The sequence below is a fragment of the Bradyrhizobium yuanmingense genome (assembly GCF_900094575.1).
Taxonomy (GTDB): Bacteria; Pseudomonadota; Alphaproteobacteria; order Rhizobiales; family Xanthobacteraceae; genus Bradyrhizobium; species Bradyrhizobium yuanmingense.
Genome location: NZ_FMAE01000037.1, coordinates 1 through 13,905 on the forward strand (window position 1 = coordinate 1; position 13,905 = coordinate 13,905).

The 13,905-nt window shown below is 58.4% G+C and carries 12 protein-coding genes and 3 pseudogenes; 8 read left to right on the forward strand and 7 right to left on the reverse strand.

The window, feature by feature from the left end; translation table 11 throughout:
- Positions 1-264 (reverse strand): transposase (locus GA0061099_RS37170; RefSeq protein WP_199751050.1); only part of this gene is annotated, 264 nt, incomplete at its 3' end.
- Between the two features lie 69 nt (positions 265-333).
- Between GA0061099_RS37170 and istB the strand changes: the two are divergent.
- Positions 334-871 (forward strand): annotated as a pseudogene (gene istB / locus GA0061099_RS37175) (IS21-like element helper ATPase IstB); the annotation flags it as partial.
- Between the two features lie 257 nt (positions 872-1,128).
- Here istB and GA0061099_RS37180 read toward each other — a convergent pair.
- Both GA0061099_RS37180 and GA0061099_RS37190 read right to left on the reverse strand, forming a co-directional pair.
- Positions 1,129-2,166 (reverse strand): cytochrome-c peroxidase, encoded by a 1,038-nt coding sequence (locus GA0061099_RS37180; protein WP_050996292.1) that lies wholly within the window; start codon positions 2,164-2,166, stop codon positions 1,129-1,131.
- A 2,138-nt stretch (positions 2,167-4,304) separates the two neighbouring features.
- A complete protein-coding gene (locus GA0061099_RS37190; protein WP_141697779.1) occupies positions 4,305-4,919 on the reverse strand; it encodes a hypothetical protein in 615 nt (204 codons plus the stop codon).
- 747 nt (positions 4,920-5,666) lie between these two features.
- On the opposite strand from GA0061099_RS37190, the gene GA0061099_RS37195 reads away from it, so the two are divergent.
- A complete protein-coding gene (locus GA0061099_RS37195; RefSeq protein WP_074448546.1) occupies positions 5,667-5,912 on the forward strand; it encodes a hypothetical protein in 246 nt (81 codons plus the stop codon).
- A 159-nt stretch (positions 5,913-6,071) separates the two neighbouring features.
- Positions 6,072-6,314: a hypothetical protein gene (locus GA0061099_RS41700; protein ID WP_162130869.1), complete on the forward strand. Its 243-nt coding sequence runs from the start codon at positions 6,072-6,074 to the stop codon at positions 6,312-6,314.
- 54 nt (positions 6,315-6,368) lie between these two features.
- Here GA0061099_RS41700 and GA0061099_RS37200 read toward each other — a convergent pair.
- Positions 6,369-6,563, reverse strand: a pseudogene (locus GA0061099_RS37200) (DUF3892 domain-containing protein); the annotation flags it as partial.
- Between the two features lie 697 nt (positions 6,564-7,260).
- Here GA0061099_RS37200 and GA0061099_RS41705 point away from each other — a divergent pair.
- Genes GA0061099_RS41705 through GA0061099_RS40780 form a run of 4 tightly spaced genes read left to right on the forward strand, consistent with a single transcriptional unit; the run spans position 7,261 to position 8,438 of the window.
- Positions 7,261-7,413, forward strand: a complete 153-nt coding sequence (locus tag GA0061099_RS41705) for a hypothetical protein (protein WP_157786090.1) — start codon at positions 7,261-7,263, stop codon at positions 7,411-7,413.
- Positions 7,414-7,435: 22 nt separating this feature from the next.
- Complete coding sequence (locus GA0061099_RS37210; RefSeq protein WP_036031881.1) at positions 7,436-7,618, forward strand: hypothetical protein; 183 nt, start codon at positions 7,436-7,438, stop codon at positions 7,616-7,618.
- A 6-nt stretch (positions 7,619-7,624) separates the two neighbouring features.
- Positions 7,625-8,188: a P-loop NTPase family protein gene (locus tag GA0061099_RS37215; protein WP_124163403.1), complete on the forward strand. Its 564-nt coding sequence runs from the start codon at positions 7,625-7,627 to the stop codon at positions 8,186-8,188.
- The gene (locus tag GA0061099_RS40780) at positions 8,124-8,438 is read left to right on the forward strand and encodes a hypothetical protein (protein ID WP_124163402.1); all 315 of its coding nucleotides are present in this window, start codon (positions 8,124-8,126) and stop codon (positions 8,436-8,438) included. Before GA0061099_RS37215 ends, GA0061099_RS40780 begins: the two co-directional genes overlap by 65 nt.
- Positions 8,439-8,843: 405 nt before the next feature.
- Here the strand turns inward: GA0061099_RS40780 and GA0061099_RS37225 are convergent, their stop codons facing one another.
- From GA0061099_RS37225 to GA0061099_RS43285, 3 genes and pseudogenes are all read right to left on the reverse strand, one after another.
- Positions 8,844-9,989 carry an NAD/NADP-dependent octopine/nopaline dehydrogenase family protein gene (locus tag GA0061099_RS37225; protein WP_063822496.1) on the reverse strand — a complete coding sequence of 382 codons (1,146 nt, stop codon included), beginning with the start codon at positions 9,987-9,989 and terminating at the stop codon, positions 8,844-8,846.
- A gap of 221 nt (positions 9,990-10,210) precedes the next feature.
- Entirely contained in the window at positions 10,211-11,107 is an 897-nt protein-coding gene (locus tag GA0061099_RS37230; RefSeq protein WP_081493104.1) for a DMT family transporter, read from the reverse strand.
- A 240-nt stretch (positions 11,108-11,347) separates the two neighbouring features.
- Positions 11,348-12,327 (reverse strand): annotated as a pseudogene (locus GA0061099_RS43285) (IS3 family transposase); the annotation flags it as partial.
- 1,233 nt (positions 12,328-13,560) lie between these two features.
- On the opposite strand from GA0061099_RS43285, the gene GA0061099_RS37255 reads away from it, so the two are divergent.
- On the forward strand, positions 13,561-13,905 hold a 345-nt coding region (locus GA0061099_RS37255; RefSeq protein WP_141697780.1), incomplete at its 3' end, for a hypothetical protein.

Here is a 13,905-nt window from a genome sequence, read left to right on the forward strand (position 1 = left end):
GAAGGTTTGCCGCCGTAGCTTCGGAACCTTCAGATTGACGTCGCCCGCCTTGGTCTGCAGCGTTCGCTCGTAGCTGCCTGCCCGCGTGTCCTGCCGCGCCGGGCTGCGCTCATACCGCCCAGCACCGCACAGCTGGTCCGCTTCGGCCTCCAGCATCGCGTTCAGTGTCTCTTCCACTGTCCCGCGGACCATCTCGCCCAGGTGATCTCGAATCCGGGCCTCATCAATTTGGATCACCTGACCCATGGCATTCCCATCGTTCATTCAAAGCTCCTTCATTCTAGAAGAAGCCGTCAATCCTGAAAGTGCGAAAGACTCTGTACGTTATCCCCCAAGCAGGTACGTGAGCTTGCTGGCGCGCGCTGGATTGCCAATGGCGAGAACGTGCTGCTGCTTGGACCGCCTGGCGTTGGCAAGACGCACTTGGCGGTCGCGCTGGGGCGTGAAGCGATCCTGACTGGGCATTCCGTGCAGTTCGTCGCAGCCACGACGGTCGTTGCGCAACTTGCCAAAGGACACAGCGAAGGCAGGCTTGACGAGAGGCTCGCGCAATTTGCCAAGCCAAAGCTCCTGATCATCGACGAACTCGGCTATCTGCCCTTTGAGCCCAATGCCGCACATCTCTTTCGTCCAGCTCGTCAGCCGCCGTTACGAGAGAGGCGCGATCCTGCTCACCAGCAACCGCAGCGTCGGCGAGTGGGGCTCAGTCTTCGGCGACCCTGTGGTCGCCACCGCGATCCTTGGTCGCCTGTTACACCACAGTCACGTGATCACAATCCGCGGCGACAGCTACCGCTTGAAGGAAAAGCGTCGTAGCGGGCTTTTGCAGAAGGCCGCGGCGCAAGAAGCTAAATCGGAGAAAACGTCGTGAAGCAAGCCGCTCGCTCGCTACGGCGCTATGGGGGCGCGCTCCGCGAGCGGCTTGCTCCACATCCGCCAAAACAACAAGGGGGTCACTTCTTCATGTCGCTACGGGGTTAAATCCGGACGTCGCTTGACACAGGGAGCAGTGCGATCCTCAGAGATCGGTTCGATGAGCCTGAACGCGCTCCGGCTTGCGGCAGCTACAAAGCGGAGCTGCGTCGCCGCAACTAAACCGTAGAACACTCAGGATAGTGAACAAGGGCACTATCTGTCTAAGGACGGTGGCGGCGTCTCCTTTGTGCGCGTTGGCAGTATCGGATATTCGATCTTGGGCAAACGGCCGCTCAGTGAATTAAGAAACGCAACGATATCGTTCGTCTCCTTCTCGGTGAGCTCGGCGCCGAGCTGGACCTCACTCATAATGCCGACGGCTTCCTGGAGCGTCCAAACCTGACCCGAATGGAAGTAGGGAGCTCGCAAGGCTACGTTGCGCAAAGGGGCGGCGCGGAACACGTATCGGTCGCTGAAGGCCTTCGTGACCGCGAAACGCCCCTGGTCGGCTGCGGGAAGCAGTTTGCTGTCTGGTCTTTCAATCACGCCGAACGGGAAAAACTCCTGCCCACCAATATTGATTCCGTTGTGGCAGGAGGCGCAGCCTTTGTCCATGAACAGCCGCAATCCCGCCTTTTGGTTGCCATCCAGCGCGTTGCCATCGCCGTTCAGATATCGGTCGAACGGAGCTGCTGGTGTCGTGAGCGTCGCTTCGAAAGCCTCGAGCGCTTTCGCGAAATTGTCGAAGGTGACCGGCGGTGTATCAAGCGGGAATGCTTGCTTGAACCTGCCAACATAATCTTCCATCGAATTCAGTGTGGTCGTTACGTGATCCGCAGTCGCATTCATTTCGGCGCTCGCCTGAACGGGCCCCTTGGCTTGTGCCTTAAGATCCGGCGCGCGTCCGTCCCAGAATTGCGCGACATTGAACACTGAATTGTAGACGGTTGGCGCCCGCCGCGCTCCCCGTTGCCAACCGTGACCAACTGACGTTGGACCCGCGTCGACGCCGCCGGTTCCAAGATTGTGGCACGTATTGCAGCTAATGATCCCACTCGCCGACAGACGAGGGTCGAAGAACAGCATCTTCCCGAGCTCCGCTTTCTCGGTCGTCACGGGATTGTCCTTTAGGGTGGGGATAGCAGAAGGGATCGGTTTGAAGATCTGTCTGGCTGTCATCATCAAATCGTCGTTTGCGATAGCATTGCATGAGACGAGCATCAGAACGGTAGTAATCGATACCTTGCGCATGACGTGAGACTTCCAGATTTTGCGGCGCCGCTACCGAAGAACAGTTCTTCAGAAAAGGCGATTTCATCGTCCATCTGCTGAACTATGACGGCCGCCGTCTTGTCGATTTTGATCTCGGTAGTGCGTCCAATCGCTAACATCCTGTTACTTCGCCATCACCGCACTGGCTCCATTTGTGATCGGCTCGGCTGGAAGGGCCGCTGCGCCCGCGCGGACCGGAAGCCGCGCGAGCGCGACTCGACGTCGCGAAACATGCGAAACGACGCTGTCCCTACCGCGCCCGCGCTGCCGGAGAGCTGGCCGCGACATGACTCGGCGCCTTGGACGTCGCATAAACGAAGCGCCGTCCCTGCCACGCGGCTAACCTTGATGGCCAGACTTGCCGCCTGACCACCGCTCCTTCCGTGGGGTGCCGTCAAGCTCCAGGGACCAGCAAGAACTGTAGCGCCAAAGCCGCTCGTCGCGTGCCTACCTGATTTGGTTGGTCAGACGGAGATTCAGTGATGACATAACGCCAGAGGCCCCATCCCCCCCCGCGGTTGATGGCGCTAATGGTCGTTTCACCACTGCCGCCATCTCGAATGGCAGGAGACGCACCGTTCGATTGCCGAGCACCTTGACGAGCTTCACGACCGGCGCACTGCCTTGCTTGACGAGCGTCAAGAACGAACTGTTGTTGTTGACTCGGTATCTTTGCTCCTGCGACAAAGGACATGACCAATGGACGTTCTTGGTCACTTGAGCCGGAGGCGGGGTTGCTGCACGAGGTGTTGATTTCGGGCTTCAGGTCATCGAAGCTGATGCCGCCTAATTTCGTTGACCGTCGCCATCATGCGGTGAATGCCATAAGTCAACTCAGTCGAATAGCGTGTTATCGAGGTCGTTAATTACGACACGTTTGACGTCTTCATTCAAAGAACTACCCCGTTTTCCGCTCCATGGCCCCCTTGGAGATCGTCTCCTGAGAGCTCGCAACCAGGTCGAGCGGATCTTTCAACAGGATCGATCAACGCCGTGGGGTGGCAACGCGCTATGATACCTCGTTGAAAGCAGCGACTGACGCGCTTTCTCCGCGGAAACAGCGAGAGCCCGAGATAGCTCAAGCGCCTGGTCCACTGTCACTTGGAAGTGAACGCCGACAATACTTGCAATGACGAGCGTGATTTCGTCATCCATCTGCTCAATACAGATCGCGGCCATTTCATTCAGTTCGATCTGAGCAATACGTCCGAGGGAACATCCGGCTCATTCGTCATGGCTACACTCCATCCGGCGATTGGGCTCGCGACTGGGATAGGGTGCGTCCCGACAGCGATTCAGCCAAGAGAGCACGAACTGGTCAGCTACAAGAGTATGTAGGTAAGGCGCGCGTCACGAAGTCAGTCGCTGTGGGGATTAAGGTCGAAAGCAAGACACAACCACGTGCCGCGCGATCTTTGCACCGGCGCTAAACACTAGAGCGCCGACTCTGCGCCGCCTAGAGCGATGAAGACTGTGCCGCCTGGAGCGATGAAGACTGTGAGATTTCACGTGGGCACCGGCAAGCACTAACCCTGGTAGGTCTCCCCACGACCCCTCTCCCGCTATAATCCGCTTTATCCCGTGGTGTGACAGCCCTCACGGGAAAGCCGGGTGGTTGGCCTCTTGACGCCGAGGCTGACTACTGAAGTTAGCGGCACGTGATAGGGACAGCGCTTTCCTTGCTGAGCGGAAGGCGTTCAGGGTCACGTCGCCGCTAACTTCCCCGGCAGTGTGAGCGCGGTAGGACATCGCCTGCCGTCAAAGTGACGAGCCGCGCTCGCGCGACTTCAGGACCGATACTGATGAACAAGGGATAACGATCAGTCCTGGTAGTTGTGCTAGGGCGTTCGCCGAATGATACCACACCCCGTCAGCTTCTTCCGCTGCTTGAGGCTGATCGTGGTGAAGTTAGCGGTGCGTGGTAGGGACAGCGCTTCCGACAAAGCGCCGAGTCACGTGCCGCTAACTTCTACTATGGGTCCGCATGGGCGGTGACAATCAACCCTCCAAACCTTCGCTCGTTGAGCTTTGATCGGCACATCACATCCCTGCGGTCGCAAGCGCGTGCGGTGCTTGCAACCAATCAGGCGCGCGCGGCCGATCAGGCTCTGCGCCTGTCAGATCGCCAAGTCGCGACAGTAAAGTAGCCTGCCGCCCTCGCCGATCACCGGCTGGCCGTACTTCCGCATGAAGTATCGCGTCCCCAATCGCCCCCGATCCGACGTGCGGACGACCGCCGAACGGATGGTCCCCATGTTCTCGAACATCTCGCCGATGATGACGACCCGGTCGCGAGCGATCTTGCCCTTGTTCGCGATCTCATAGGCGGCAATGCCAGATGCGCCGGCGGCTTCGATGTAGGCGATCATCCGCTCTTCGTCGGTCAGGTTCCTCGAAAGCCGCTGCCGTCCCTTCGGCTGCTCGACCAACTGCTCTGAGCCAGCCGGGGCAAGATCGGGCTGCGTCTGCGCGACGATGGGCATGGTGTGCGGCCTATCGAGCCAGAGTGCATCACGGAGCGTGGCAACGGGAATGGCGGGGTGTTCCTTGGCGAACGTGCGGCAGAGGTTGATGAGGTTCGTCGCCTCGACCGCGATGGCGAACTTGATCTCGGCCTTGAGCGCCTGATGCTCGTTCCATGCCCCGCCGGGATCGCGGCCGAGCAAGAGCCTGATCTTCAGGAACGTGGGATGCGCCTGGGTGAGGAAGCCAGCCAGTTCCGGATCAATCAACGGCGGCTGCTCGACGCCGAGAGCCTTCGGCCGACCTCGACCGGGACGCATCGCTGCCGGGAACACTCTGCCGTGCCCAGCGCGCATCGAGAGCCAGATCAGCTTCTTCCGGTGCAGATACCGCGCGATGGCCTCTGCCTCACTAGGATGGCACGGCAAGGCGCTGGCGAAGCCAACGAAGGACCAACCATCGTCCGGCACTTGAGGAACGCCGCCTTGGCGTCCCACTCCGACATGACCTTCCTGCGCATCGGATAATATCCACTTCCATCCGTCGAAGTGACGGACTCATCCATCATCCAGCAAAACATCAACTGACGATTCCGGGGTTTCGCCCCTATACATAGACGTAATCCCCTACACACATATCTTCATCAGAATATATTACGACTATATATTACTATCTTATATATAGGGGATACCCTCCAATGGTCTCGCAGGCCCTATCGAAAGCAGGGGTTTAGTTTTGCGGACGTTTCCGCGCATAACCGAAACCGGCCCCAAAAGATAATATGGAGTTGGCGATTTCCATGCGCGAGATCGGCCTGCTCTTTCCGGCTCGCTAACGATGGGCCAGCGGCCGTCCGTCAAGATGCCTATCAAAACTCTTGCGTGACGGATAATCCGTCGACTATCCATTGATTCCGGCGGGACCGGCGTGATTCACGCCGGACGGGGACGAGAAATCCACACCGCACGTCGCTGATCTGAACAACGCCCTTCAGGGCGAACGGGAGAGCTTTGTGTATGTCTCAAAATTATCTGAACACGCCGGGATCGAAGGGCGGTGGCGCTTCGAGTGACGCCGCCGAGAAGATTGTCAGCCGGGCAGCGATGCTCCGCATCGCGATCATCGAACTGATGCTCAACGGCTACCGCCTGACGGCTGACGAGATCGCCAAGCGACTGAAGGAAAGCGTCCTGGCGATCCGTCCGCGCGTCTCGGAACTCGTCAAGATCGGCACGACCGCCGGAAGAACGTCAGCGGCATGACGGCTCACGAGGACAGCCTGACCGCCGTCGATCTCCCGCAGCCCCCCCCCCGCAAAACCGCTTCGCTCCGCGCCGCAGGCAATGCACTCGGATCAGAACGCCTTGTTCAGCTGAAGGGGAGCGCCGTGACCGAATACCTGCTCACGCATTCAGGAAAAGATGATCACGCGCCGCGCGCTCGGGCTCGAACACGGCAACTCGATCAGCCGCAACTTCGTCGCCGCTCATGACAACGGCGAAGACATCGGTGTCGCACAGCGCCTTATCGGCAAGGGCTACATGGTCCGCAACCCCGAACGCGATTTCGGCTCGATGCGCGTCTTCGTTGTCACGGCGGCCGGCGCCAAGGCCATAGGCAAGAAGCTGCCGCCCGCCTACGTCGTTCTGTCCGCCGCCGCCTGACCCCCTCGTCTTGATGTACTTGTGCCCGTTGTGGACGGCCACGATCACATTGGCCTTGTGTTCTTCTTCGACATAGAACTCCCATACACCGTTTTCGATTTCTTTGATCGTGGCATTGACGGATTGCTTCCACCTGGACCCGTCCGGATTTACTCCGCCAACGTTTTTGACTCGCTCGTGAGGGTTCTGCCTGTCAGTCTTGTTGATGCATTGAATTCGTATGCGGCTGATCACTCGGGTCTCTCCCATCTGCAAGAAAAAAGAGCCTCAGTTTAGACCTCGGGCGTGGGTTAGTGGCCGACCAATCCTAGTAGGTGTCTCGCATCCTTCTCCGCGCCGAGTCCCGCCCGCACTCCCAGCGACCCGCGGCTGTGATGCGGCAACCGGTTCTGGTAGTTGTGGCACGGCTTTTTTCGATGAATGTATCCCGCCGTCAGCTTCTTCCGCTGTTGTGAGGCTGGCGGTGGAGTTAGCGGCGCGGGATAGGGACAACGCTTTTTTCTCCAGACGGGCGCCGAGCGACGTGGCCGCTAAACTTCAGCCGGGGGCCAACCGATGTATTCGAGCGGCAGATCACGGCCCTACAGTCGCAAGCGCTTGAGGTGCTTGCAGCCAATCAGGCCCGCGCGGCCGATCAGTCTTTGAGCCTGGCAGATCGCCAAGTCGCGACATTTGATGCCGAGGAGGCTCAGGCAGTGTTGGGCATACTCGATAGCGTGAAGCCCAATCTTAGGCCGAAGGACGCGCGGCGGATCGCTGCACGCATACGCGCGCTTCTAGAGGGGACGAGGTGAGTGTCGCCCGACTCTCTCGGGGTAGAGGCGGCCAGCCCTGGTCTTCGAGGACGGGCTGGCCACCATCGCTTCCGACGCCGTTTGGGCGAACCCGCACCCAGGCTCGTGGGCATAAGCGGATCATCTGGTGCGGCGATCAGGACAGCGCCGGTTTGAAGCTGCGCGCGGCCATGGCCCAACTGTTCGGCATCGCGCGGTTCTATTTCGTCAACTGGCCGGAAGGTTCAAAGGACGCCAACGATCATCTGCGCAGCGATGGCGCGCAGGCGGTGCGCGAGTTGGTGCTTTATGGCCCGTTGCCGTAGCCGACGAGCGGCCTGTACCGGAATGAGCGATCTGCCGGATCCGCCGCCGATGACGATCTGGTCCCCGGGGTTCAACAGTTGGGGACACCGCTGCAAGCTCGCGGCTGGCACCTTGTCGGTGACGACCGACAGGGAGATCGCCGATGCGGACCGCTGGATCAATGAGCACTATCTGTTTATGGGCCCATCCGGACCGGTGGCCTGATCTGCAATGGCTGTTGTCGCAGGCGGAGGCTGCTGTGCATCGCCACAGCGTCCGGATTCCTGCAGATCGATCCCTGGAATCGGCTGGAAGCGAACCGCGAGCCGCGCGAAAGCGAGACCGACTATCGGCCGGTGCCTGCGCGAGCTGTACAATTTCGCCGTCGACCTCGACTGCCATGTGCAGATCCTCGCGCATCCGGCCAAGGCAGGAGATGGCTACAGGCGCAGCGATCCGCCGGAGCTGGAGCACATCCACGGATCGAAGCACTGGGACAACATGGTCGACCAGGGGTTTGTGGTGCATCGGCGTCGGCTGTTCAACGACAAGGGCGAGCGCGAGTTCAACACCGAGCTGCATCACAAGAAATCTCGGTTCGAAGAGCTTGGGTACGCAACCAAGTTCGGACTCGAGTTTCAGAGCGACACTGGGCGGTTTGCCGACTGCAACCTCGCGAAGAGAACGCCCGCAAAGCAGCAACAGCAAGCTACAATTTTGAGCGCGGCGAATGACGGATTACGACGCCTATCTGCGATCAGAGCAATGGCGCACCAAGGCGGACGCCGTCATTGAGCGCGAGCACGGCGGTTGCCAGCGCTGCGGCGACTTGGCGCGGGAGGTGCATCACCGCACCTATGAGCGAATTTTTCGCGAGCGCCTCGAAGACCTGGAAGCGGTCTGCGCTGACTGCCACAAGCTGGAGCATGGGCTGTCGTCTGCAGCCGACACTGATCGACAAACACGGAAGCAACAGGCGTATCGTGAGCGGCTTGTTCGCGAGCTCTATGCGCCAAACAGAGGTAAAACATGGACTGCATTCTGATCCGGCGCGACGAACCGCCGAAATTCAACCCGCTCGAAGAGGCCGTGATAGGGGACGTCGCGCCTTCGGTCTGGTGCGGCCCGCACGTGGGCACGCGTCTCGCCGAGGCGATGCGAACGCTGCGTCTGATCCCGATACGCGCGGTCGCGGGCTATGGCGCTCCGTGGCCTGCCTACAATTACGAGTTCGAGGACTTGCTCGCTCAACAGGCGCAAGGCGAACTCGAGAAAACGATGCGGATGCAGAACCGCACGCGCCTGCTGCCGTCCTTCAGCGATGTCACGCGGATGGAGGCGGCGATCTGCTGGCCCGCCCGCTACCTGCTCGGCCAAATGCATCTGCGCCGGGCGGTCAACTGTGTCGCCCTGGCGCACTCTCTCGAACGCGACGCGGGATGGGTCGCGGTCAAGCGCGGCGGCTATGCCGACACATGGCGGGCGAACCACGATGGCGGACGGGTCGCTCACCCGTTTGAACGAACATGGCAAACTCTTCAGATGTCATATTGCCGAGGCCCAGGTTCGCCAGGGTACGCCCATGTGACAAGAATGAATTGTCTTTTAGCAGATATTGGCCAAGTTCTGCGATCAACTTCATTCGGCTCATCGACAATCCCTGCATCCTGCCCAATTCGATCATGGGAACGAGGCCGAACGGGATATCTTCAAGAATATATCTCGTCCGCAGGTCTTTCTGCCCCCTAATCTTCTCGTAGGCCGGATTCTTGCGACAGATTTCGGAAAGGCTTTCGCCCTGCACACCGTAAATTAATCGGTACAGCTCGCGCACAGAGGGCAAGTCAAAGCCGAAAGACTTCCCAAGAGCTACGCGTTCCTGGTCGATATCTTCCGCAAAGGCTCCAATGGTGGGGGTGATACCTTCTGAATAGTAAAGCCAGTCGTGCTGAGATTCGATCATGGAGAGGTTAAAGATCGTGGGGGCCGGATGCATTATGACAGCGCCATTGGACAGGCTCGTTTCCAGGACATTTCTTGCACCCCGAATCTGCGGGAACACCTCGTTGAGCAATTCCAGGATTTCGTTATTCTTGTTTGCCGGCAACGTGGCAAGTAATACATCCTTCTTGATGGCAAGGATTTCGGCGTAACCAGGTTTCCCACTTCTGCACGCGTAGAGAAGATGATTGCTTTCCGCAACTGGGATATTTGCGGTGCAACCCGCATTTCGGAGAATCTCGCGGAATTCTATAGCCCCGCACATCGCACCCGGATGAAGGAAAACGATCTGCCCGTCAACCAAGTGCGAAGCGCACTTGGTCGCTATCTCAGCATGCGCGGTTGCTGGGGTGACCACCACCACAACGTGTGCCCCTGCGAGCGCTTCGCCGATGTCCGTAGTCGCGAGTTCAAGTCCGCCAAAACCTTGGAGAGCGCCGTCAATGTTGATCCCACCAAGTTTGTTTATCTCTTCAATTGTTCTCGCCGTTCTATTGTACAATCTAACGCGACATCCCATGATGGCTAGATGACCAGCCATGGATTGACCACCATGTCCTCCACCTATGATTGCCCATATGATATCCTCTTTCATTTATGGTTTTACAGGATAGTGCCCCGAAGCGGATCTCGCGAGCGTAGTGACAGAGATTCGTCTTCTGGGCGGGCGGCTCGTGCCGAAGGATAGGCGAACGCTGTTGAAAGCCGCGCAATCTATGGCCTGCAGCGCATTCCTCTCAGCAATGATGTCAGGTTTACGTGGTGAGTTCCGTCGGCATTCTTGATCTCCGCAAAGCGCGTTGTGAAGGGCAACGTTCATCGTTGTCGCTCATAGAAAGCAGTGACAAAGCCGGAGATAGTTATAACGAAGATACCAAATAATTCGATCATGGTAGGAAGTTCACCCCAGATAATGAAACCGATACCAAGTGAGAAAACTAACGAGACATAGCCGAAGGGCGCGACCATCGAAGCAGCCCCCAACTGGTAAGCCATAGTTACCAGGATCTGCCCGATGCCGCCGACAAGCCCGATAGCAATCAAAGTCGGTATATCAGCGAGTTCTGGCCAAACATTTGCAAAGGGCAAGGTGGCTGCGCCAACGACGACTCCCGCCAGTGTGAAATAGAAAGCGGTCGCAGTGCTTGACTCGGTATCAGCCATCCTGCGGATAAAAATCATCGCGAGCGCGGCAGTCAACGCGCCGGCCAGCGACAGAACAGCGCCGAGCGAGATGCCGCTAACATCTGGATGAACGACCAAGAGAACGCCAGCAAAGCCGATGATCACGGCGGCCCAGCGATGGAGCGGCACGGTTTCGCCAAGCATGGGAATAGCTAGGATCGTAACGAATATCGGTGCAACGTAGCTTAGCGCCATGACTGTTGCTAACGGGATCATGCTGAGAGCGGTGAAAGTGAAGAACATCGAGCATATGCCAGCACCCGAGCGATAGAGATGAGCGCTAATCCGCCTAGTGCGCAGCTCCTGCCATCCGCTCAGCCGATATGCCAACCACAAGGTTGGGACCATAGCGAACAAGCTACGAACGAACAAAATCTGTCCAATTGGATACTGTGGACCCATTCCTTTGATAAGCACCACCATAATGGTAAAAAGGGCGGCCGAAGCCAGACTACATCCGATAGCTTTATAGACAGCGACACGGTTTGAATTCACCAATGCAATCGGTCCGAGAGAAGACGTTCTCATACGATAAAACTCATGGTATCTCTAGCTAGAACCGGGGCAACTACCTGAATTGGTCGGCGGCATGGTCCGCCACTGAACGCTAACCTTGTTGCTCCTTTTGCATGCGGAAGAAGAGACCCCGTGGCCAGACTCGCACGCGTTCGTTGCGTCAGTAAGACCGACAGCACGAATCCACACGAGAGAATTAGCAGCATCGGCGGGGTATATTCGAACGGAAGTCAATGGAAGCCAGACCGTCATCGGCGCGCGGTTTTCCAGCGCCTGATGGGGGCGCTGGAAATTGTAAAACTCGATCCATCGGGCATTCCGGCTTTGGCCTCGTGGCCATCCGAATAACCCTTGAGATAGGTGAGTGGCGCGGGGCATTGCAGCCCCGCGCTCTCTCAGAACCGGACGTGAACCCGAACCGCGCCAGCGCCTCCTCCAGGGCGTCGATGCAGAACGACACGTCCATCGTATTGGACAGGCGCCAGCTCAGCACGGCCCGGCTCGCCCAATCGATCACAGCCACCAGATAGAGGAAGCCGCGTCCGATCGGGATATAGGTGATGTCGGTCGCCCTGACCTGGTTCGGCCGGTCGACGGTCAAGCCGCGCAGCAGCTAGGGATAGATCAGGTGCCCCGGCGCAGGCTTGCTGGTGCGCGGCTTCGGCCCCAGTGCCTCGATCCCCATCTTGCGCATCAGCCGCTGCACGCGCTTGCGGTTGATCGGAACGCCATCCTCGCTCAGCAGCCACGCCATCCGCCGCGAGCCCAGAAACGGCCGCGCGGTGAACAGTTCGTCGATCTGGCGCATCAGCGTCAGATCGTCGTCATTGGCCGGCTGCGGCGTCCGGTAAACGCCCGAGCGCGACAGCCCGAGCAGCCGGCACTGGCGGCGGATCGACAGCACGCCATGCGCGCGGTCGAGCTTCGCCCTGCGGTCCGGGATGCTCATCTTCCGGACCTCTTCGCTAAAAAATCCCGCTCCACGACCAACTGCCCGATCGTGGCATGCAGCTTCTCGATCTCACGGTCGCGACCAACGTCCGCCGCCTCCCCAGCGGGATCAAAAGCTCTGGCCGCCTGATCCAGCAGTTGCTTCTTCCAGGAATAAATCTGGTGGGATGCACCTCCTAGCGCTGCGCCAGATCGGCCACGCTCACCTGTTCACGCTGCGCCTCCAAAGCGATCGTCGCCTTCAGCGCCGCGTCGATCTTCCGTCTCGTCTTCTTCGTCATCGTCCGCTCCGTTTACCAAACGGAACGGCTACATTCCAACTAGGCTTCTGGTCCCAAATCCGGGGGCCACTTCACCGATTCCCGCCGGTCACCAACTTTGGGCGATAGCTCCATTCGTTGTCACGTACATGTAAGGAGTGTAAAAGCCAATCTGACCGCCAGAATTACTAACTTGAATTCCTGAGTAGCACTCCAAGCATGACCCCACTGTGCTTGAGGGATAGCTCGCGACGCCAACAATGGCTGATTGCGGGGTTCGCTGACGGTACTAACCCCTTCGGCAATAGATGACTCACCTCGTTGCCCACGCTGAATTTAAGGTTTATGGCTCGGCAGCGCAGGAACGTGCTGCCACGGTCTTTGCTCCCATGGTAGAGGGGCGCATCAAACGGAATACCTTCAACGTCGGGCATCGCACCCCTCCTCGCTCTTGGGATCGAAGATGCAGCTGACTCATCTCACCAAGACATCTGGTTGTGGAAGCATCATGAAGAGAGTGCAATGTGCGGCCTCGCATCCGGCTTACGCGTCCGTCGTCTTATAGTGAAGTCGGAGGCCGCCTTGCACCTCAGTTTTGTGCTGCTGAATGGGCTTTACGTTGTGCATACACTCCGGAGAAGCGTGCTACTGAGGTGACGTGGATGCCATCTTCCCTTTATGGGTGCTAGACGGACTGCTCGGCTGCAGATGTCGAACTGGAGTACGAGAGCCCGCCGACAACTTCGCTTGTCTTCTTGCCTTCCGCTTGTTTGTTTGATGACACAGAATGTTGAAAGTCCCAAATGACCAAACGCGGAGACAGCGGGATGAGGAGGCTCGCAAAGCTATCGAATTCGTGTCCGGCTTGACTAACCTAATGCTCCCAGTCGTTGTTCGTGAAGGCGAGCGCCATACGGCGCGCCATCCACCTTGAACTAAATGCGGAGCAGTTTTGCGATGTAGTGTGCAGAAATTGCAGTCTCATCTAGGTGAAAGACCTCGGGCACCATCGCCCGGGGCCAATTCGTTGGTGTGATTTGTGAAGGGTGCCTAATTAGGACACCACCCCGGTTTGATCGCTGCATTGCCTCGCCCCCGCCGCACACCGATCCATGCCGATGATGGTCGCCCCTCAAGATTGCGCAACATCAACTCCTTTTTCTGAGGAGTTGCCTTTGCGCGTCGAGCCTCGCTAATCTGCAGCACCGGTGCGAGCTACTGCGGCTTCCAATCCAGCAACAAAGGAAACCTGATATGATCCCTCTTGAAGAGGCCTTTATTCGAGCGATAACGTTGCTTGACGGTCCAAAACCGACCGAGCAACGGGCTCAAATCGTCGCCCACCTGGATACTATTATAGACTATGCACGCGACGATGCCGAGGAGCGCCTAGCCCATAGCTTCAAAGCGGTGGCCCTGAACCATCTCGACAGTATCGGTCGAGATACGTCGACTATTGTTAAGGAAAAAATGGAGCTGGCTCTGATCGCCACCGAAGAATTGATTCTAGCTATCGTCGAGCGCAACCGGCGGGGAATAAGATCCGAGCGATGTCCATGCAGGAACTTTGCAACCGGGCAATACGCCGGCCGGTTGTCG

Coding starts and splice junctions, on each gene's coding strand:
- GA0061099_RS37180 (WP_050996292.1), bottom strand. CDS start 2,166: ATGCGCAAGGTATCGATTACTACCGTTCTGATGCTCGTCTCATGCAAT.
- GA0061099_RS37195 (WP_074448546.1), top strand. CDS start 5,667: ATGTCTCAAAATTATCTGAACACGCCGGGATCGAAGGGCGGTGGCGCT.
- GA0061099_RS41700 (WP_162130869.1), top strand. CDS start 6,072: ATGATCACGCGCCGCGCGCTCGGGCTCGAACACGGCAACTCGATCAGC.
- GA0061099_RS37210 (WP_036031881.1), top strand. CDS start 7,436: ATGAGCGATCTGCCGGATCCGCCGCCGATGACGATCTGGTCCCCGGGG.
- GA0061099_RS37215 (WP_124163403.1), top strand. CDS start 7,625: ATGGCTGTTGTCGCAGGCGGAGGCTGCTGTGCATCGCCACAGCGTCCG.
- GA0061099_RS40780 (WP_124163402.1), top strand. CDS start 8,124: ATGACGGATTACGACGCCTATCTGCGATCAGAGCAATGGCGCACCAAG.
- GA0061099_RS37225 (WP_063822496.1), bottom strand. CDS start 9,989: ATGAAAGAGGATATCATATGGGCAATCATAGGTGGAGGACATGGTGGT.
- GA0061099_RS37230 (WP_081493104.1), bottom strand. CDS start 11,107: ATGAGAACGTCTTCTCTCGGACCGATTGCATTGGTGAATTCAAACCGT.